The 18,685-nt window shown below is 55.9% G+C and carries 19 protein-coding genes; 6 read left to right on the top strand and 13 right to left on the bottom strand.

From position 1 onward, the window contains the following. Positions 1-43 precede the first annotated feature (43 nt). Genes ruvC through aspS form a run of 4 tightly spaced genes read right to left on the bottom strand, consistent with a single transcriptional unit; the run spans position 44 to position 3,585 of the window. A complete protein-coding gene (gene ruvC, locus SK51_RS13405) occupies positions 44-565 on the bottom strand; it encodes a crossover junction endodeoxyribonuclease RuvC (RefSeq protein ID WP_014884319.1) in 522 nt (173 codons plus the stop codon). A gap of 34 nt (positions 566-599) precedes the next feature. Beyond that, the gene (locus SK51_RS13400) at positions 600-1,340 is read right to left on the bottom strand and encodes a YebC/PmpR family DNA-binding transcriptional regulator (RefSeq protein ID WP_003859747.1); all 741 of its coding nucleotides are present in this window, start codon (positions 1,338-1,340) and stop codon (positions 600-602) included. Between the two features lie 27 nt (positions 1,341-1,367). Continuing rightward, the gene (gene nudB, locus SK51_RS13395) at positions 1,368-1,811 is read right to left on the bottom strand and encodes a dihydroneopterin triphosphate diphosphatase (protein WP_023300445.1); all 444 of its coding nucleotides are present in this window, start codon (positions 1,809-1,811) and stop codon (positions 1,368-1,370) included. Between the two features lies 1 nt (position 1,812). Next, positions 1,813-3,585 (bottom strand): aspartate--tRNA ligase, encoded by a 1,773-nt coding sequence (aspS, locus tag SK51_RS13390; protein ID WP_023300446.1) that lies wholly within the window; start codon positions 3,583-3,585, stop codon positions 1,813-1,815. Positions 3,586-3,848: 263 nt separating this feature from the next. Between aspS and SK51_RS13385 the strand changes: the two genes are divergently transcribed. Genes SK51_RS13385 through cmoB form a run of 5 tightly spaced genes read left to right on the top strand, consistent with a single transcriptional unit; the run spans position 3,849 to position 7,429 of the window. Beyond that, on the top strand, positions 3,849-4,415 hold the full coding sequence (locus SK51_RS13385; protein ID WP_022648490.1) for a hydrolase: 567 nt from the start codon (positions 3,849-3,851) through the stop codon (positions 4,413-4,415). Beyond that, entirely contained in the window at positions 4,412-5,230 is an 819-nt protein-coding gene (locus SK51_RS13380; RefSeq protein WP_023306485.1) for a DUF72 domain-containing protein, read from the top strand. The genes SK51_RS13385 and SK51_RS13380 overlap by 4 nt, the downstream gene beginning before the upstream one ends. 51 nt (positions 5,231-5,281) lie before the next feature. Beyond that, entirely contained in the window at positions 5,282-5,677 is a 396-nt protein-coding gene (locus tag SK51_RS13375; protein ID WP_003859737.1) for an MAPEG family protein, read from the top strand. Between the two features lie 40 nt (positions 5,678-5,717). Continuing rightward, positions 5,718-6,461 carry a carboxy-S-adenosyl-L-methionine synthase CmoA gene (gene cmoA / locus SK51_RS13370; protein ID WP_003859735.1) on the top strand — a complete coding sequence of 248 codons (744 nt, stop codon included), beginning with the start codon at positions 5,718-5,720 and terminating at the stop codon, positions 6,459-6,461. Beyond that, a complete protein-coding gene (gene cmoB / locus SK51_RS13365; RefSeq protein ID WP_015570275.1) occupies positions 6,458-7,429 on the top strand; it encodes a tRNA 5-methoxyuridine(34)/uridine 5-oxyacetic acid(34) synthase CmoB in 972 nt (323 codons plus the stop codon). The genes cmoA and cmoB overlap by 4 nt, the downstream gene beginning before the upstream one ends. A gap of 198 nt (positions 7,430-7,627) precedes the next feature. Here cmoB and cutC read toward each other — a convergent pair whose 3' ends face one another. Both cutC and SK51_RS13355 read right to left on the bottom strand, forming a co-directional pair. Further along, the gene (gene cutC, locus SK51_RS13360; RefSeq protein ID WP_023300450.1) at positions 7,628-8,371 is read right to left on the bottom strand and encodes a copper homeostasis protein CutC; all 744 of its coding nucleotides are present in this window, start codon (positions 8,369-8,371) and stop codon (positions 7,628-7,630) included. A 78-nt stretch (positions 8,372-8,449) separates the two neighbouring features. Further along, positions 8,450-9,010, bottom strand: coding sequence for a VOC family protein (locus SK51_RS13355; protein WP_023306486.1), 561 nt, complete (start codon positions 9,008-9,010; stop codon positions 8,450-8,452). A gap of 238 nt (positions 9,011-9,248) precedes the next feature. Between SK51_RS13355 and argS the strand changes: the two genes are divergently transcribed. Then, entirely contained in the window at positions 9,249-10,982 is a 1,734-nt protein-coding gene (gene argS / locus SK51_RS13350; protein ID WP_023306487.1) for an arginine--tRNA ligase, read from the top strand. 45 nt (positions 10,983-11,027) lie between these two features. On the opposite strand, the gene SK51_RS13345 is transcribed toward argS, so the two are convergent. The 7 genes from SK51_RS13345 to flhB all read right to left on the bottom strand — a co-directional run bounded on the left by SK51_RS13345 (position 11,028) and on the right by flhB (position 18,650). Then, positions 11,028-11,468: a DUF3421 domain-containing protein gene (locus SK51_RS13345; RefSeq protein WP_022648495.1), complete on the bottom strand. Its 441-nt coding sequence runs from the start codon at positions 11,466-11,468 to the stop codon at positions 11,028-11,030. 45 nt (positions 11,469-11,513) lie between these two features. Beyond that, positions 11,514-11,804, bottom strand: coding sequence for a hypothetical protein (locus SK51_RS13340; RefSeq protein ID WP_022648496.1), 291 nt, complete (start codon positions 11,802-11,804; stop codon positions 11,514-11,516). 245 nt (positions 11,805-12,049) lie between these two features. Next, positions 12,050-13,189, bottom strand: coding sequence for a beta-galactosidase BglB (gene bglB, locus SK51_RS13335; protein WP_032671622.1), 1,140 nt, complete (start codon positions 13,187-13,189; stop codon positions 12,050-12,052). 4 nt (positions 13,190-13,193) lie between these two features. After that, positions 13,194-14,777 carry an MFS transporter gene (locus tag SK51_RS13330; RefSeq protein WP_022648498.1) on the bottom strand — a complete coding sequence of 528 codons (1,584 nt, stop codon included), beginning with the start codon at positions 14,775-14,777 and terminating at the stop codon, positions 13,194-13,196. A 261-nt stretch (positions 14,778-15,038) separates the two neighbouring features. After that, positions 15,039-15,431 carry a flagellar protein FlhE gene (gene flhE, locus SK51_RS13325; RefSeq protein WP_023306489.1) on the bottom strand — a complete coding sequence of 131 codons (393 nt, stop codon included), beginning with the start codon at positions 15,429-15,431 and terminating at the stop codon, positions 15,039-15,041. Continuing rightward, a complete protein-coding gene (gene flhA, locus SK51_RS13320) occupies positions 15,431-17,509 on the bottom strand; it encodes a flagellar biosynthesis protein FlhA (RefSeq protein ID WP_003859723.1) in 2,079 nt (692 codons plus the stop codon). The genes flhE and flhA overlap by 1 nt, the downstream gene beginning before the upstream one ends. After that, complete coding sequence (gene flhB, locus SK51_RS13315) at positions 17,502-18,650, bottom strand: flagellar biosynthesis protein FlhB (protein ID WP_022648500.1); 1,149 nt, start codon at positions 18,648-18,650, stop codon at positions 17,502-17,504. The genes flhA and flhB overlap by 8 nt, the downstream gene beginning before the upstream one ends. Positions 18,651-18,685 lie beyond the last annotated feature (35 nt).

Raw genomic sequence — 18,685 nt, 5'->3', positions numbered from 1 at the left:
CATAATAAAAAAAGGCTGGATAAACATCCAGCCTGATTTGTCATTATCGTAATCTGCCTCGCGCCAGATTGAGCCGCGACTCACTCATTTGCATCGCGTTCTGGCTGACGTGGCAGTGGGTAATCGCAATGGCCAGCGCATCGGCGGCGTCGGCCTGCGGGTTCGCCGGGAGCTTCAGCAGGGTACGCACCATGTGCTGCACCTGGCTTTTCTCCGCGCTACCTATGCCCACCACCGTCTGCTTAACCTGACGGGCCGCGTATTCAAACACTGGCAGGTCCTGGTTCACGGCGGCAACTATCGCCACGCCGCGCGCCTGCCCGAGCTTTAACGCCGAGTCAGCGTTCTTCGCCATAAAGACCTGCTCGATGGCGAAAAAGTCCGGCTGAAACTGGGTGATGATCTCCGACACGCCCGCATAAATGAGCTTCAGGCGCGACGGCAGATCGTCCACTTTGGTACGAATACATCCGCTGCCGAGGTAGGTTAGCTGGCGTCCCACCTGACGGATAACGCCATACCCGGTGACGCGTGAGCCGGGGTCAATCCCGAGGATAATCGACATCACGCGTCTCCCGTAAACGGTTTACAGGCTCTCATCAGAGAGTCGCTGCAACCTCATCAGAGATTTCACCGTTGTGATACACTTCCTGCACGTCGTCGCAGTCTTCGAGCATGTCGATCAGACGCAGCAGTTTCGGTGCGGTTTCTGCATCCATGTCCGCTTTTGTGGAAGGGATCATGGACACTTCAGCGTTATCCGCTTTCAGACCTGCCGCTTCCAGCGCATCGCGCACGGCACCCATCTCTTCCCATGCGGTGTAGACATCGATAGCGCCGTCGTCGTAGGTCACTACGTCTTCCGCACCGGCTTCCAGCGCCGCTTCCATGATCGCATCTTCGTCGCCTTTCTCGAAGGAGATGACGCCTTTTTTGCTGAACAGGTAAGCAACAGAACCGTCAGTGCCCAGGTTACCACCGGTTTTGGTGAACGCGTGGCGCACTTCCGCAACGGTACGGTTACGGTTGTCGGACAGGCACTCTACCATCACCGCCGTACCGCCAGGACCGTAACCTTCATAAATGATGGTTTCCATGTTCGCGTCTTCATCACCGCCCACGCCACGTGCGATTGCACGGTTCAGGGTGTCTCGCGTCATGTTGTTGGACAGGGCTTTATCCACCGCCGCGCGCAGACGTGGGTTAGAGGCCGGATCGCCGCCACCCAGACGCGCCGCTGTTACCAGCTCACGAATGATTTTGGTAAAGATTTTACCGCGTTTGGCATCCTGTGCCGCTTTACGGTGTTTGGTGTTGGCCCACTTACTATGACCTGCCATAAAAAGTTCTCCAAAAATCGCGCCTTCTCAGGCAGCGTTAATTACAAATTCTTCTATCGCCTGCCGGTTGCTCCATGACTTGGTCAGTGCGGCGGCATCCGCCGCATCCACCCAGCGGTAGGTCAGGTGTTCCGTGAACACGATCTCCCGCTCATGGGGAAGCGCAAGGCAGAACCACGATTCCGTATTGCGCTCAATTCCCGGTGCATAGCGATGACGTAAATGGCTAAAAATTTCAAACTCCACCGTGCGCTGACAGTCCTTCAGGGTCAGTTGCTCGCGAGCAACGTCAATGGCGACCTCTTCCTTTACTTCACGCGCGGCGGCCTGCGGCGCGGACTCTCCCTCTTCCAGACTGCCGGTAACCGACTGCCAGAAATCAGGATCGTCGCGCCGCTGCAACATCAGCACCCGCTTCGAGTCTTCTGCATAAATGACCACCAGAACCGAAACGGGACGCTTATATGCCATATCAGTTTTTCTCTTCCTTCTTCACCACCTCAATGCCCAGCTCAGCCAGCGCGGCCGGGTTGGCAAAGCTTGGCGCTTCAGTCATCAGACACGCCGCTGCGGTGGTTTTCGGGAAGGCGATAACATCACGGATGTTGTCGGTGCCGGTCAGCAGCATGGTCAGACGGTCAAGACCAAAGGCCAGACCCGCGTGCGGAGGCGTACCGTATTTCAGGGCGTCCAGCAGGAAGCCAAACTTCTCGCGCTGCTCCTGCTCGTTAATGCCCAGAATGCCGAACACGGTCTGCTGCATTTCACCGCTGTGAATACGCACGGAGCCGCCGCCCACTTCGTAGCCGTTGATAACCATATCGTAGGCATTCGCTACCGCATCTTCCGGTGCAGCCTTCAGTTCCGCCGCCGTCATGTCTTTTGGCGAGGTGAACGGGTGGTGCATCGCGGTCAGGCCGCCTTCACCGTCGTCTTCAAACATCGGGAAGTCGATCACCCACAGCGGCGCCCATTTGCTTTCATCGGTCAGGTTCAGGTCTTTGCCGAGCTTCAGACGCAGCGCGCCCATCGCATCCGCAACGACTTTCTTGTTGTCTGCGCCGAAGAAGATCATGTCGCCGTCCTGCGCGCCGGTGCGCTCCAGAATAGCTTCCACGATGTCCGCATTCAGGAATTTCGCAACAGGGCTGGTAATGCCTTCCAGACCTTTAGCACGCTCGGTTACTTTAATATAGGCCAGACCTTTCGCACCGTAGATCTTGATGAAGTTGCCGTAGTCGTCAATCTGCTTACGGCTCAGCGCAGCACCGCCCGGTACGCGCAGGGCAGCCACGCGGCCTTTCGGATCGTTAGCCGGACCAGCAAAGACCGCGAACTCAACGGCTTTCACCAGGTCTGCCACGTCCACCAGCTCCATTGGGTTACGCAGGTCTGGTTTGTCGGAGCCGTAGCGACGCTCGGCTTCCGCGAAGGTCATGATTGGGAAATCGCCCAGCTCAACGCCTTTTACGTCGTTCCACAGGCTACGCACCAGGGCTTCCATCACCTCACGCACCTGCTCGGCGGTCATGAAGGAGGTTTCCACATCGATCTGGGTAAATTCTGGCTGACGGTCTGCACGCAGATCTTCATCGCGGAAGCATTTCACGATCTGATAGTAGCGGTCGAAGCCGGACATCATCAGCAACTGCTTGAACAGCTGTGGTGACTGTGGCAGCGCGTAGAATTTGCCCTTATGGACGCGGGATGGAACCAGGTAGTCGCGCGCGCCTTCCGGCGTGGCTTTGGTCAGCATCGGGGTTTCGATATCGAGGAAACCGTGGTCATCCATAAAGCGACGCACCAGGCTGGTGATTTTCGCACGGGTTTTCAGGCGCTGAGCCATCTCCGGGCGACGCAGATCCAGGTAGCGGTATTTAAGACGCGCTTCTTCGGTGTTGACGTGGTTGGAGTCCAGCGGCAACGCTTCTGCGCGATTGATAATCACCAGATCGGACGCCAGCACTTCGATAGCACCGGTCGCCATATCGGCGTTGATGTTTTTCTCGTCACGCGCACGCACGGTGCCCGTCACCTGAATGCAGAACTCATTACGCAGCTCAGAGGCCAGCTTCAACGCATCAGCGCGATCCGGATCGAAGAACACCTGAACGATACCTTCGCGGTCACGCATATCAATAAAGATAAGGCTACCAAGATCGCGACGACGATTGACCCAACCACACAGGGTGACCTGCTGCCCGACGTGGGACTGACGCAGCTGCCCGCAATATTCTGTACGCATGAGATATCCCTTAATTAGCCGCAGGCTGATTGTCGCCTGTCTTACAGGCTACGATGTCGCAGCTTTCTGTATGTCACAACTGGATGAAAAAAGGCGGCTATTATACTGGAAATTCTGCCGCACGATAAGAGCGAAGCACGGCCTGACGCGTGTTTGCTGTGCTCTTATTGTCTATTCTCACAAAAATTAACAAAATTATCCGACCGATAACAGGCCATCCCGTCGTAAGGTGTAAAAAAGCAATTAATTTTACTGGAGTGACAATGTTAACGCTTGATGCCACCAAAACCGCCCTTGTGGTCATTGATTTACAGGAAGGGATCCTGCCTTTTGCCGGTGGTCCACACACCGCTGACGATGTTGTAAGCCGTGCTGCGCGTCTGGCGGAAAAATGCCGGGCCAGCGGTGCGCCTGTCGTCATGGTGCGCGTCGGCTGGTCCACTGATTTCGCCGAAGCGCTAAAGCAGCCAGTTGATGCTCAGGCCCCGGCGCATGCGCTGCCGGACAACTGGTGGACATACCCGGTCTCGCTCGGTAAACGCGACAGCGATTTAGAAGTCACCAAACGCCAGTGGGGCGCATTCTATGGCACTGACCTGGAGCTCCAGCTGCGCCGTCGCGGGATAGACACTATTATTCTGTGCGGGATCTCCACCAACATCGGTGTGGAATCCACCGCCCGTAACGCCTGGGAGCTGGGCTTTAACCTGGTGATAGCGGAAGATGCGTGCAGCGCAGCCTCTGCGGATCAGCATCAGGGCAGCATGACCCATATCTTCCCGCGTATTGGTCGCGTGCGCAGCACGGATGAGATCCTCAGCGCGCTATGATGTACGTGGGTTTGCCCCAGTGGTCGCACCCGAAATGGGTGCGCCTGGGTATTACTGGCCTTGAAGAGTATGCCCGACACTTTAACTGCGTGGAGGGCAATACCACGCTGTACGCTCTGCCACGCACGGAGATCGTCGAGCGCTGGCGCGAGCAAACCACCGACGATTTCCGCTTTTGCTTCAAATTTCCGGCAACCATCTCCCACAACGCCGCGCTGCGAAACTGCGATGATTTAACCTACGAGTTTTTCACCCGGATGTCGCCCCTGGCAAACCGTGTTGGCCAGTACTGGCTCCAGCTTCCCGCCACGTTCGGCCCGCGCGATCTACAAGCCCTCTGGCAGTTTCTCGACGCCCTGCCCCACGATTTCACGTACGGTGTGGAGGTGAGGCATCCAGATTTCTTTACCAAAGGCGACGCGGAGAAAGCGCTGAATCGCGGCCTGCATGAACGATCGGTCAACCGCGTGATCCTCGACAGCCGCCCCGTGCACAGCGCAATCCCGCACAGCGAAGCCGTTGTTGATGCCCAGCGCAAAAAACCGAAAGTACCGGTTCATGCCATTGTTACCGCGCAGAACCCGATGGTCCGGTTTATCGGCAGCGATAACATGCAACAGAATGAGGAGATGTTCGCCGTCTGGCTGCAAACGCTCGCGAAATGGGAGCAAACCACCACCCCGTACCTGTTTTTACATACGCCGGATATTGCCCAGGCACCTGAACTGGTCGATTCTCTCTGGCAGGCCTTGCAGCAGGCGGTTCCGTCGGTTGGCCCCGCGCCGTCCATCCCACAACAATCTTCTCTTTTCTGAAATCACCCCCTATCATAGAGACGTGCCATCTGCCAAAAACAGGGAGTTAGTATGGTCAGCGCGCTGTATGCGGTGTTAGGTGCATTACTGCTGATTAAATTTTCATTTGATGTTGTGCGCCTGAGAATGCAGTACCGCGTCTCCTACGGTGACGGGGGCTTTTCTGAGCTGCAAAGCGCAATCCGGATCCACGGCAACGCGGTCGAGTACATTCCCGTCGCGTTAATTTTACTGCTGTTAATGGAGATGGATGGCGCTGAAACCTGGATGGTGCACGTCTGTGGGCTGCTGCTGATTGCAGGTCGTTTGATGCATTATTATGGTTTTCACCACCGCCTGATCCGCTGGCGTCGTTCCGGCATGAGCGCGACCTGGTGCTCGCTTTTGCTGATGGTGCTGGCTAACCTTTGGTATATGCCGTGGGAGTTGGTTTTCTCCTTCCATTAGCGCACAATATGCCCCTTTATTTTTCCCGGATTTTTACGTTATGTCAGATCGCGACACGCTTTTTTCCGCGCCTATCGCCAGCCTGGGCGACTGGACCTTTGATGAACGGGTAGCCGAAGTCTTCCCGGATATGATCCAGCGCTCTGTTCCCGGTTATTCCAATATCATCTCCATGATCGGCATGCTGGCGGAGCGTTTCGTTCAACCCGGCACGCAGGTCTATGACCTGGGCTGTTCGCTGGGAGCGGCAACGCTGTCCATTCGTCGTAACGTTCATCACGAAGGCTGCAAGATTGTGGCTGTCGATAACTCACCGGCCATGGTTGAACGCTGCCGTCGCCACATTGACGCATATAAAGCCCCTACGCCTGTGGAGGTGGTGGAAGGCGATATCCGCGATATCGACATCCAGAACGCCTCGATGGTGGTCCTGAACTTTACCCTTCAGTTCCTGGTGCCGGACGATCGTCAGCGGTTGCTGGATAAAATTTATCAGGGCCTCAACCCGGGCGGCGCGCTGGTGTTGTCTGAGAAATTCAGCTTTGAAGACGCCAGCGTGGGCGAACTGCTGTTCAACATGCACCATGATTTCAAGCGTGCAAACGGCTACAGCGAGCTGGAGATCAGCCAGAAGCGCAGCATGCTTGAAAACGTCATGCTGACGGATTCCGTTGAAACACACAAAGCGCGCCTGCGCAAAGCCGGATTTGAACACAGCGAACTGTGGTTCCAGTGCTTTAACTTTGGTTCTCTGGTGGCGCTGAAAGCCGGAGACGCAGCATGATCGAGTTCGGTAATTTCTATCAACTGATTGCCAAAAACCACCTTTCCCACTGGCTGGAAACCCTGCCTGCGCAAATTGCCACCTGGCAGCGCGATCAGCAGCATGGTCTGTTGAAGCAGTGGTCCAACGCCGTGGAGTTTCTGCCTGAACTGACGCCTCATCGTCTGGATTTACTGCACAGCGTGACGGCGGAGAGCGAAGAGCCGCTCCCGGCCGGGCAGATCAACCGCATCGAAACGCTGATGCGTAACCTGATGCCGTGGCGCAAAGGGCCGTTCTCGCTGTACGGCGTGAACATCAATACCGAATGGCGCTCAGACTGGAAATGGGATCGCGTTCTGCCGCATTTATCCGACCTGACCGGGCGCACCATTCTGGACGTGGGCTGCGGTAGCGGCTATCACATGTGGCGCATGATCGGCGCAGGCGCGCATCTGGCCGTCGGTATCGATCCGATGCAGCTGTTCCTGTGCCAGTTTGAAGCGGTGCGAAAGCTGCTGGGTAACGACCAGCGCGCGCACCTGCTGCCGCTGGGTATCGAGCAACTCCCTGCTCTGAAAGCGTTTGATACCGTGTTCTCGATGGGCGTGCTGTACCACCGTCGTTCCCCGCTGGAGCATCTCTGGCAACTGAAAGATCAGCTGGTCAGCGGCGGTGAGCTGGTGCTGGAAACGCTGGTCATCGAAGGGGATGAACATGCCGTTCTGGTGCCAGGCGATCGCTATGCGCAGATGCGCAACGTTTACTTCATCCCTTCCGCGCTGGCGCTGAAGAACTGGCTGGAGAAATGTGGGTTTGTCGATGTACGCATCGCCGATGTGTGCGTGACGTCGGTTGAGGAACAGCGTCGCACCGACTGGATGATCACCGAATCGCTGGAGCAGTTCCTCGACCCGGACGATCACAGTAAAACCATCGAAGGCTATCCGGCCCCGATGCGTGCGGTGTTGATTGCAACGAAGCCGTAGTATTTATCCCCTCACCCCGGCCCTCTCCCCAAAGGGGCGAGGGTGAAAAGACCGCACCGTGCAGTCCCCTCTCCCCTGTGGGGAGAGGGTTAGGGTGAGGGGCAAGAATAAAAAAAGGCCCCTGTTGAAATTGCAGGGGCCTGGTACAAGCAAGCATCATATTGGGCGACATGATGCGCGGTAAAAATCGGTACGTTGCTACACGTGATGACGTTCAATCAGCGATTTCATTTCCGCAACCGACTCTCCATCCACACCGTAGCGCGAGTACTCATCCGCTTCAGCATCCGTCGACATTGACAACCCTGTATTGCGATAACGCATGGGTGAAGGTATCCATTTACCCGCCGAGCTGTGTAGCTCTTCCACCCCTGCGTTTAAAAACAGTTCCAGATTGCTGGCGCGTACTCCTGCGCCCGCCATGATTATTGGAACACCGGAATGTGCTTTTAGTTCCGTAATTAATTTCAGTCCTTTTTCAGCCGAGGGCTGCTGGCCCGACGTCAGAACGCGCGCCACGCCCAGTTCTGCCAGCGTATCAAAGGCTTGTATCGGATCCTGACACATATCGAACGCACGATGAAAAGTGACCGCCATTCCCTGGGCTGCGCGCATGACCTGGCGCATACGCGAGAGATCGATGTTTCCGTCTTCGTCCAGCACACCGATCACCAGGCCCGGAAAACCGGAATCACGGACGAGGGCGATATCCTCAAGCATGGCACTGAACTCACCCGCCGTATAACAAAAATCACCGCCGCGCGGGCGAATAATCGGGTGCACCGGAATGGTGATGGCCTGACGGGCTGATTTCAGCACGCCAAAGGACGGGGTTAATCCCCCTTCTTTCGGTGCCGCGCAAAGCTCGATGCGATCGGCCCCCTGCCGTTGCGCAGTGACTGCACACTCCACGCTGTAACAACAAATTTCCAGCAGCGCCATGTCATCCTCCTTAAATTTCACTCAACGTACCATCGTGGCACGTTGCCCGATTCGTGTCTGGATCGACGCTCACAGTGCTTACGCTTCGCTGGCGACGATCTGCTCAATAGTCCAGGGATGGAATTTCACCGTCACGCTGCCGTCCGTTACGGCAAGCGTAGGGTTCGGTAAGCGTTCGCGCTCACCTTTTGGCGAGCTGGTTTTGACGAAAATACCCGGCTGGCTTAACCCCTCGTCGGAAAGCAGCGCCAGCGCACGGGCGTTCAGCGTCTCGGGCTCCCCAGGCAGAACAATTTCGATATGCTCCCAGCCTTCGTGCGGATAACGCTTCTCTCCTGGCCAGGGCAGTTCCACAACGGTGAATTGCCAGTGCGCCACCGTAACCGGCGCGTGAAGTTTGAACAGGCAAATCGGGCGACCGTTAATGATATTCTCTGACAGCAGTTCTCCGCACTGTTCAAAGCCACGCCGCCAGCGTTCTGCGGTGGCATTCTGGTGGCAGCGCAAAGAGATGTGATCGGCCTCAAGCGGCGCGATATCCAGCCCGAGACGGGTGGCAAGTTCTGTGAACGCCTGGGTGAAGCGCGGTAAATCTGCTGAAATATCATGCAGTTCGTCAATGGTGTGCCAGTTCGCCATAGGTCAGTCTCGTTTCGTGTCGCAAAGCCGCTAATTTACTCTGTTGCCCTCTGTCGACCAACCGCATAATCACGGTTTTTTCGACTGCATGATTATGCATACCGTCTTCGCCTGGATTCTGAGCGATCTTCGCCCCCCGCAGGGCTGACGCCCGAGGCCATTTGCAGTATACTCCTGCCCTAAATTCTTAAACTGGCGTGGGTGTTTTTTACCCGCATCAAAAACGTAAGGTATCCAGGTGAATATTCAGGCTCTTCTCTCAGAAAAAGTCAGTCAGGCACTGATTGCCGCAGGTGCGCCTGCGGATTGCGAACCACAGGTTCGTCAGTCAGCGAAAGTACAGTTTGGCGACTATCAGGCTAATGGCGTGATGGCAGTGGCTAAAAAACTGGGCATGCCGCCGCGACAGCTCGCTGAGCAGGTACTGACGCATCTGGATCTCACCGGCATCGCCAGCAAAACCGAAATCGCCGGTCCGGGCTTTATCAACATTTTCCTTGAGCCTGCGTTCCTGGCAAGCCACGTTGACGCGGCGCTGAAATCTGACCGTCTGGGCGTGGCTCAGCCAGAAGCGCAGACCGTGGTGGTTGACTACTCCGCGCCAAACGTGGCGAAGGAGATGCACGTCGGTCACCTGCGCTCCACCATTATCGGTGATGCGGCCGTGCGTACCCTGGAGTTCCTCGGTCACAAGGTGATCCGCGCTAACCACGTAGGCGACTGGGGCACGCAGTTCGGTATGCTGATCGCATATCTGGAAAAACAGCAGCAGGAAAACGCAGGCGAAATGGCGCTGGCAGACCTGGAAGGTTTCTACCGTGAAGCCAAAAAACACTACGACGAAGACGAAGCCTTTGCCGAGCGCGCGCGCAGCTACGTGGTGAAACTTCAAGGCGGCGATCCGTACTTCCTCGAGATGTGGCGCAAGCTGGTGGACATCACCATGTCCCAGAACCAGCTTACCTATAACCGTCTGAACGTGACCCTGACCCGCGACGACGTAATGGGTGAAAGCCTGTATAACCCGATGCTGCCGGGCATTGTGGCGGACCTGAAAGCCAAAAACCTGGCGGTGGAAAGCGAAGGCGCAACGGTAGTATTCCTTGATGAGTATAAAAACAAGGAAGGCGAACCGATGGGCGTGATCGTCCAGAAAAAGGATGGCGGCTATCTCTACACCACCACCGATATCGCCTGTGCGAAATACCGTTACGAAACCCTGCATGCGGACCGCGTGCTGTATTACATCGACTCCCGTCAGCACCAGCACCTGATGCAGGCGTGGACTATCGTGCGTAAAGCGGGTTATGTACCTGAATCCGTGCCGCTGGAACACCACATGTTCGGCATGATGCTGGGTAAAGACGGTAAGCCGTTCAAAACCCGTGCGGGCGGCACCGTGAAGCTCTCCGATCTGCTGGATGAAGCGCTGGAGCGCGCCCGTCGCCTGGTGGCCGAGAAGAACCCGGACATGCCTGCTGACGAGCTGGAGAAACTGGCTAACGCGGTTGGGATCGGTGCGGTAAAATACGCGGATCTCTCCAAGAACCGTACCACCGACTATATCTTCGACTGGGACAACATGCTGGCGTTTGAAGGCAACACGGCGCCGTACATGCAGTACGCTTACACCCGCGTACTCTCCGTCTTCCGTAAAGCCAGTATTGACGAAAGCGTGCTGGCGAACGCCACGGTGACCCTTAACGAAGACCGTGAAGCACAGCTGGCTGCCCGCCTGCTTCAGTTCGAAGAGACGCTCTCTGTGGTCGCGCGCGACGGTACGCCGCACGTTATGTGTGCTTACCTTTACGATCTGGCCGGTCTGTTCTCTGGCTTCTACGAACACTGCCCTATCCTGACCGCCGAGAGCGAAGCGGTGCGTAACAGCCGCCTGAAGCTGGCGCAGCTGACGGCGAAGACCCTGAAACTGGGTCTGGATACTCTGGGTATCGAAACCATAGAACGTATGTAAAAAAGAAACCCGGCGGTTGCCGGGTTTTTTTATAAATGAACGCCATCAGTCGTGAACGAGTACCTGGAAGGTATCTAATTCATACTCTCTGCCGTTATAGCCGATGCAGCAACCTCTGCTGAGGTGACTTCCAGCTTTACCCACAAAGAGACCGTTATCGAATTTTGCACGGGCAACGTAGAGCTTAGTGCCATTGGCTTCATGTCCCGCCTCAACCATATTCGGTGGGAAATGTTTATCCTTAACGTCTACCCATTTTAAAGCGCCCACGTAAACTTCAAATTCATTACAAAAGTGCTCTCTTCCTCCCCATGGGACCCATGCCGTATTGCCGAACACCCATTTCCCCGGATGAATCCCACCATTCACTTTTGCGCGAATAATAAACAATGGAGATGGTCCTTTGATACCAGGAACACCTATTTCATAACCTGCTACAGGCGCGTCCAATGGGATAAACTCATCTCTTTTCGCTGATTTCCACATAACGATGTCCTTTTCAGTCTAAATAATTATCCGTAGTTAAAATCATTAAAACTCAGAAATTGAATGAATGGCAAAGTCATTATTCAGGCTTTGAAAAATAATCACCTTAACCAGTGATTTTTCCGGGCCTTCCGCATGGATAAAACGGCGAAGCGCAATAAAGGTATGGAACTGGCCAGCCACAAGCTGGCTTCCGACATACAGTAGTGGGAAATAACCCGCACCATCAATATCCTTGAAAACCGTGTCGAACATATTGATATGTTCATCAGACATTTTATCGGCATGCATATTTACAGCAGGGTTAACGATAATACCGCCCATTGTATTTTCCATTGCATCACTCCTTGTATGAATATTAGAAGAATCTTAACGCAGATAAAAAACAGGATAAATACGAATTGTGTTTTGTGAAGAAAATCACGATTTAATATTAAGCGTAATGTATTTCCAGCCTAGTATTCACCACATCAATATATAACACGCCTGATATTGATAGCGTAAGGTATTTTCCCGGTGCCATTTTAAAAAAAAGCCTCTTCTAAAAGAGGCTTTGCAGTAATGAGATTATTATTCAGGTATTAAAAATATTTCCGTAAATATTCCGTCAGACACAGAATCGCCATTGCCTGGCCATACGGCATCGAGGTCAGCGGTATCTGGCGGTAAAACGCCAGATCGCTGCCCATCCCCGTCCCGAAGGACGTTTGCAGCAGTTCCCCTTCCGGCGAGATGTTTTGCACGATACCGCGGATCGCTTTCTCCGCCACCTCTGCATACTCTGCACCGACATACCGCTTGCGCACGGCTTTCAGAATGCCGTAGGCAAACCCTGCCGTGGCCGACGCCTCCAGATAAGAATCAGGATCGTCCAGCAGCGTATGCCACAATCCACTCTCATCCTGACATTTTGCCAGTGCGGCGATCTGCGCATTTAGCACCTGCACCAGATAGCGACGAACGGCGTTGTTTTCTGGCAGATCCACCAGTTCGAGGAAATCCGGGATCACGATGGTCAACCAGCTGTTGCCGCGCGCCCAGCGGGCCCGGGCAAAGTTGTGATTGCCGTCGTAATTCCAGCCGTGGAACCACAGCCCCGTCTCACGATCCATCAGGTTCTGTACGTGGAGCAGGAACTGATAGATCGCCTCCTCGACGTACTCCGGCTTATTAAGCAGCTTGCCGATTTTCGCCAGCGGCAGCACCGTCATCATCAGCGTGTCATCCCACATCTGCTGATGGTTCTCTTCCGCCAGTGTGATGTGCTGCATGCCGCCATGTTCGGTGCGCGGCATCTCATTCATCGCCCATTCCGCCCAGCTTTCCAGCCACGGCAGCCAGGCCGGGTTTTTGGTCTCTTCGTAGCGATACGCCAGCGTCAGGAACGGCGACATGGTATTCACGTTTTTGGTGGTTGCGCCTTCTGCGAAACGGTCATAAAACCAGCTGTCGATAATCTCGCGCATGCCTGCGTCACCGGTCTGGCAGTAATACTGCCAGATACCGTACAAACCAACGCCGTGCGTCCATTCCCATCCGGCCCAGCCTTTGGTGTCGATCACGCGCCCGTCGTCCAGCCGCAGCAAAAACTCACCCGTTTTGTCGTGGATATTGACCAGATTATGCGTCACCTTTTGAATCAGCGATTTCAGTTCATCCCTGGCGATAAAGCGCTCAGGCTGACGCAGTAACGGGCTATGTTTGACAGGCCAAACTTTCATCATCTTAACCTCTGTTGTATGTCGAATTCAGTACCGCACGATCCTTCAGTGAAGGGGCCGCCGGCTTGTTGCGATTCAGGTAACCGATATTGTTGTTGCCCCACAGGGATTCATACGGCATACCGGCCAGCATCTCCACGGTGGCGCGGGCCTGCGGGGTCGCCGCCTCCGGCATCGCATGGCCGGACTCGCGCATTTTCGCGGTCTCTTCACGCAGGGTGCTGTGGGTCTGCAAATTGAGTTTGAAGCGCAGGGAGACCAGGAAGCCGCAGAACAGTACCAGAATGGTGCCGACGCTCAGGATCATCAGGATAGTGTGGCTCACTTCCGCAGGCTGCACTTTTTGACCGCTGACAAAGCCAGACATCTGCATCACGATCCCCACCAGCATCACCGCACCGGCCTGGGACGCTTTACGGGTCAGCGTCATGATGCCCGCGAAGATCCCTTCGCGACGCTGACCGGTGATCACTTCGTCCACATCAGCAATGTAGGTGTAGGTATTCCACGGTACGTAGTTAATACCCCCGCGGCCAAGACCGGCAACCGCAGAGATCAGCAGCAACAGAGCGTAAACGTCGCTCAGGCCCGCGTAATAAAGCACCGCGTAAGAGAGCGAGGCCAGGCCAAACAGCACGACCACCATGCGGTAAGACGGCGCAGGTCCGAAACGAATGCACAGCGGGATCATGCCAATCACGGCGAGGAACTGGAAGATGGCCATCGTGCCCAGCAGGTTGGACGCCATGGATGCTTCCTGCATCAGCACAAACACCACGTAATAGGTGAATACGGCGTTGAACACATCCTGGGCAATATAGCCGCCGAGATACATGCCCAGATGCTGGCGGAAAATCTTGATACGCAGCGTCGAACTTAATTCGACAAAAAGACGGTTCAGGCTCTGTCCCAGGGTCAGCTTTTTCTTCTCTTCTTCAGCGCGCAGGGCTGCTTCAGACCACTCTTCCCGCGGACGCTCCCAGGTGAAGAACCAGACGAAAGTAAGCATCAGCGCGCAAAGTACGGAGAAGACCAGGCTTGCATAGAAGAAGGAGATCGCGTTGTCTTTGCCGAAATGCGTGAGCAGGATCCCCGGCAGAAAGGAGGCCAGAATGGCGGACATCTGAGCCATGGAGATACGCGCCCCGGAGAATTTGGTTTTTTGTTTGAAATCGTCAGTCATTTCCGGCACCAGCGTTTCATACGGCACCAGAATCATGGTGTAAACAATATCAAAGATCAGATACGTCAGCAGGTAATACCAGAAACTCATGTCCCCTACCCACATCAGCGAGTAGCTGAAAACGCAGGGAATACCGAGCAGGATGAAGAACTTACGCCGGCCAAAACGCTTACCCAGCCAGGTGGTACCAAAATTATCGGTTAAAAAGCCCATTAACGGACTGACAACCGCATCCAGCACCCTTGCGGCGGCGAAGATAAAGGTTGCTTCAATCGGTGTGAGTCCACAGAAGGTCGTATAAAAATACAAAAGCCAGGCGGCCGTCAGGGCGGTAGTCCCCGCTCCGAGGAAGTCCCCTGAACCGTAAGCAAGATAATTTGCGAGTCCAATTTTACGTGTTTTCATTGCCGTCAACCCTAATCAGTTTTGGGAGACTCCCTGTAAGCAAACCTCGTCCGGGAGCTTTTACACGGCTACAGTAAAAGTATCGACCTGGTGAAACCTTTCTGTTTCTGTCATCACAGGGTGGTGAATGGCAAAAATGCAAAGAGTGTCAATACGCGTGTCACTGATTTATAAAACAGCGTTTCTTTTGTATCAAAAGGGAAGGTCAATTTTGCGAGCCAGCCTTCAGAAATGCCTGAAGACTGGCGAAAAGGCGGGCAGTTAGCGGTAGTTGACGAGCACCTCGTTGCGCTGAACCTTCAGCGCCGGGATCAGACGTCCACCGCCTGGCACTTCCCAGATAAAGCGTAAAGGTTCCTGAGCAGACACCCCGTTGAAGGCCTGGGTGATGCCACTTTGGCCCTCGATTTCCGCGCAGCGGGTCAGCGAGCACAGCCGCACCCGCAACCCGGCCGGTGTGGGTCCCGTCAGGGTGTAATTCCAGGCCACCAGCGTCATCTGCCCGGAGATGGTCTCAGAGGCTGACAGCGGACGGGAGGAGATCGACTCCCCCCGATGGTTGAGCGTTAAGCCGATACTGCTGGCCTGCCATGCCCCCTCGCCTGCGGCCTGCACCGCCAGCGGGAAAAATAAGATCCACAGCCACTTACGCATTATTTCCCTCCTATGGTCGCCGTCATGCGAATATTGCGGTTATCGGACAGCTCCATATTCGACAGCACCACCAGCTGGTTCAGGCTCCGGCGCAGGAAGCGCGACAGCAGCGGACGCAGCGCATGATTCACCAGCAGCACCGGCGGCGCGCCCAGCATCTCCTGACGCGCCAGCGCCTCCTGGGTTTGCGCCAGCAATCTGTCCGCCAGACCCGGCTCCAGCCCGCCACCGCCCTGTAGGGCCTGAAGCAGCAGACGTTCCAGCGGCGTGTCCAGGCCAATCACCTGCACTTCGCCGGTTCCCGGGAACCATTGCTGGGTTATGGCGCGCCCGAGCGCCACGCGCACCACCGCCGTCAGCTCATGTGGATCGCTCTGGAGCGGCGCATGCTCGGCCAGTGTTTCCAGAATGGTGCGCATATCGCGGATCGGCACCTTCTCATCGAGCAGATTTTGCAGCACTTTGTGCAGGGTGGTTAAGGTCAGCACGCCCGGCACCAAATCTTCAGTTAGCTTCGGCATCTCCTGCGTTACGCGGTCAAGCAGCTGCTGCGCCTCCTGACGTCCAAACAGTTCCGCGGAGAACTGGCCAATCAAATGGTTGAGGTGCGTCGCGACCACGGTACTGGCCTCAACAACCGTGTAACCCTGGATCTGCGCCTGCTCTTTCAGGGCGCTCTCAATCCAGATGGCCGCCAGACCAAAGGCCGGGTCGGTCGTCTGCTCACCCGGCAACGTGCCTGCGGCCGTGCCCGGGTTAATCGCCAGCCAGCGGCCAGGGTATGCATCACCGCTGCCGATTTCCACCCCTTTCATCAGGATGCGGTAGCGTGCGGGCGGGAGATCCATATTGTCCCGGATATGCACCACCGGCGGCAGGAAGCCCATGTCCTGGGCGAATTTTTTACGAATGCTGCGGATACGGCCAAGCAGTTCGCCATCCTGCTGGAAATCCACCATCGGGATCAGGCGGTACCCCACTTCCATCCCCAGCGAATCTTCGAGCTGAACGTCGTTCCAGGTGGCTTCCACCGCCTGGGTGTTCTCAGGCATTTTGACCGGCGCTGGCTCTGCCTTAGGCTGCGTTTCGCGGCCACGCATCCACCAGGCAAGGCCCAGCAACGCGGCAGTGAACAGCAGGAATACCAGGTTTGGCATGCCCGGCACCATACCAAGCAGGCCCAGTACCGCCGCGGAGAGCAGCATAACGCGCGGGTTGCTGAACAACTGCCCCACCATCTGCTCGCCTACATCCTGATCGGTGCTGACGCGGGTCACAATCACCCCCGCCGCGGTGGAGATCACCAGTGCCGGGATCTGCGCCACCAGACCATCACCAATGGTCAGCAGCGTATAGCTTTCCGCTGCGTGGCCCATGTCCATGCCGTGTTGCAGCACGCCGACCAGCAGGCCGCCGACGACGTTAATCACCATGATCAGAATGCCCGCGATGGCGTCACCGCGCACAAACTTACTCGCACCGTCCATGGAGCCGTAGAAATCTGCCTCCTGGGTCACTTCGGCACGGCGTTTTTTTGCTTCATCTTCCGCAATCAGCCCGGCATTCAGGTCGGCGTCGATTGCCATCTGCTTGCCCGGCATCCCGTCGAGCACGAAGCGCGCGCCCACTTCTGCGATACGCCCCGCCCCTTTAGTGATAACCATGAAGTTGATAATCACCAGAATGACGAACACCACGATACCGATGGCGAAGTTGCCGCCCACCAGGAAGTGACCGAAGGCTTCGACCACCTTGCCCGCCGCCGCCGCGCCGGTGTGCCCTTCCATCAGGATGATACGCGTGGAGGCAACGTTCAGCGCGAGGCGCAGCAGCGTGGTGAACAGCAGGATCGTTGGAAACGCGGCGAACTCCAGCGTGCGCTGGGTGAACATCGCCACCAGCAGCACCATGATGGACAACGCAATGTTGAAGGTGAAAAGCAGGTCGAGGATAAATGCCGGTAACGGCAGCACCATCATCGACAGAATTAGCAGGATCAGAATCGGTCCGGCAAGGATCTGCCATTGCGTCGATTTCAGGTTGCCGGGCAGGCGCAACATTGCCACCAGATTAGCCATCAGTGTCCTTCTCGTTCAAAAAATCCAGTGCTTCAGGCACCGGAAGGTTCTCAGGTTTTACAGGTCGTTGACCGCCCGCTAAACGCCAGCGTTTCAGTTGCCACACCCAGGCCAGCACCTCTGCGACAGCGGCGTAGAGCTGGCCCGGGATCTGTTGTCCAATTTCCGCGTGGCGATACAGCGCACGGGCTAATGGCGGTGCTTCAAGGATCGGTACGCGGTTTTCCGTCGCGATTTCACGAATGCGCAGCGCAATCAGCCCGGCCCCTTTCGCCACCACTTTCGGTGCGCTCATTTTGTTTTCGTCGTACTGAAGCGCCACGGAGTAGTGGGTCGGGTTAGTGACAATCACATCGGCTTTCGGCACATCTTCCATCATGCGACGACGCGCGGCAGCACGTTGCATCTGGCGGATACGGCCCTTGACGTGCGGGTCGCCTTCCATCTGTTTATATTCATCGCGAATATCCTGACGCGACATTCGCAGCTTCTTGATATGGGAAAAGATCTGGAAGATAACGTCGAACGCCACCATCGGAATAATGCTGAGAACCACCAGCAGCGAGCCTAATCCGACCAGGTTCAGGGCATTCTTCATCGCCGTCATGGGGGATTCACTGATCAGACGCATCATCTCCGGCCAGTGGTGCCACAGAAAAAACCCGGCAGCACTGCCCATAAGAAGTGATTTCAGGATCGCTTTAAGAAGCTCAGCCCCGGTTTGAGCTGAAAACATTTTCGCAATACCGGGTAGCGGGTTGAGCTTGGAGAATTTTGGTTGCAGCGATTTACCGCTGAACACCAGGCCACCGAGCATGACCGGCGAAACAAGAGCCACGATGACCACCCCGGCAATCAACGGCAGCAGAGCGATCATGGCGCTTTTAACCAGGTTGATGATCTGAATGAGGATCAGATTGGGGTCATTGACCATGCTGTGATCAAAACGTAAGCCAGCAGAGAGCATTCCCGCCAGTCTGCGGGCAAGCATCTCCCCGCCCCACCAGATTATGCAGACGCCCACCACCAGGATCAGCAGGGAGGTCAGCTCTCGGGATCGGGGGATCTGCCCATCCTCACGGGCTTTTTCAAGTCGGTGGGGTGTGGGGGCTTCTGTTTTGTCGTCGTTCTCTTCTGCCACTGTGCCTGCTCGCAGCCCATTAATTCACGGGTATC

It is taken from the genome of Enterobacter sp. MGH85, assembly GCF_001037655.1.
Taxonomy (GTDB): Bacteria; Pseudomonadota; Gammaproteobacteria; order Enterobacterales; family Enterobacteriaceae; genus Enterobacter; species Enterobacter intestinihominis.
This window is presented reverse-complemented; position numbering and strand designations above follow the sequence as displayed.

Bases quoted from the DNA above. Each gene is read 5' to 3' on its own strand.
- ruvC (WP_014884319.1), bottom strand. From the start codon at position 565: ATGTCGATTATCCTCGGGATTGACCCCGGCTCACGCGTCACCGGGTAT.
- SK51_RS13400 (WP_003859747.1), bottom strand. From the start codon at position 1,340: ATGGCAGGTCATAGTAAGTGGGCCAACACCAAACACCGTAAAGCGGCA.
- nudB (WP_023300445.1), bottom strand. From the start codon at position 1,811: ATGGCATATAAGCGTCCCGTTTCGGTTCTGGTGGTCATTTATGCAGAA.
- aspS (WP_023300446.1), bottom strand. From the start codon at position 3,585: ATGCGTACAGAATATTGCGGGCAGCTGCGTCAGTCCCACGTCGGGCAG.
- SK51_RS13385 (WP_022648490.1), top strand. From the start codon at position 3,849: ATGTTAACGCTTGATGCCACCAAAACCGCCCTTGTGGTCATTGATTTA.
- SK51_RS13380 (WP_023306485.1), top strand. From the start codon at position 4,412: ATGATGTACGTGGGTTTGCCCCAGTGGTCGCACCCGAAATGGGTGCGC.
- SK51_RS13375 (WP_003859737.1), top strand. From the start codon at position 5,282: ATGGTCAGCGCGCTGTATGCGGTGTTAGGTGCATTACTGCTGATTAAA.
- cmoA (WP_003859735.1), top strand. From the start codon at position 5,718: ATGTCAGATCGCGACACGCTTTTTTCCGCGCCTATCGCCAGCCTGGGC.
- cmoB (WP_015570275.1), top strand. From the start codon at position 6,458: ATGATCGAGTTCGGTAATTTCTATCAACTGATTGCCAAAAACCACCTT.
- cutC (WP_023300450.1), bottom strand. From the start codon at position 8,371: ATGGCGCTGCTGGAAATTTGTTGTTACAGCGTGGAGTGTGCAGTCACT.
- SK51_RS13355 (WP_023306486.1), bottom strand. From the start codon at position 9,010: ATGGCGAACTGGCACACCATTGACGAACTGCATGATATTTCAGCAGAT.
- SK51_RS13345 (WP_022648495.1), bottom strand. From the start codon at position 11,468: ATGTGGAAATCAGCGAAAAGAGATGAGTTTATCCCATTGGACGCGCCT.
- SK51_RS13340 (WP_022648496.1), bottom strand. From the start codon at position 11,804: ATGGAAAATACAATGGGCGGTATTATCGTTAACCCTGCTGTAAATATG.
- bglB (WP_032671622.1), bottom strand. From the start codon at position 13,189: ATGAAAGTTTGGCCTGTCAAACATAGCCCGTTACTGCGTCAGCCTGAG.
- SK51_RS13330 (WP_022648498.1), bottom strand. From the start codon at position 14,777: ATGAAAACACGTAAAATTGGACTCGCAAATTATCTTGCTTACGGTTCA.
- flhE (WP_023306489.1), bottom strand. From the start codon at position 15,431: ATGCGTAAGTGGCTGTGGATCTTATTTTTCCCGCTGGCGGTGCAGGCC.
- flhA (WP_003859723.1), bottom strand. From the start codon at position 17,509: ATGGCTAATCTGGTGGCAATGTTGCGCCTGCCCGGCAACCTGAAATCG.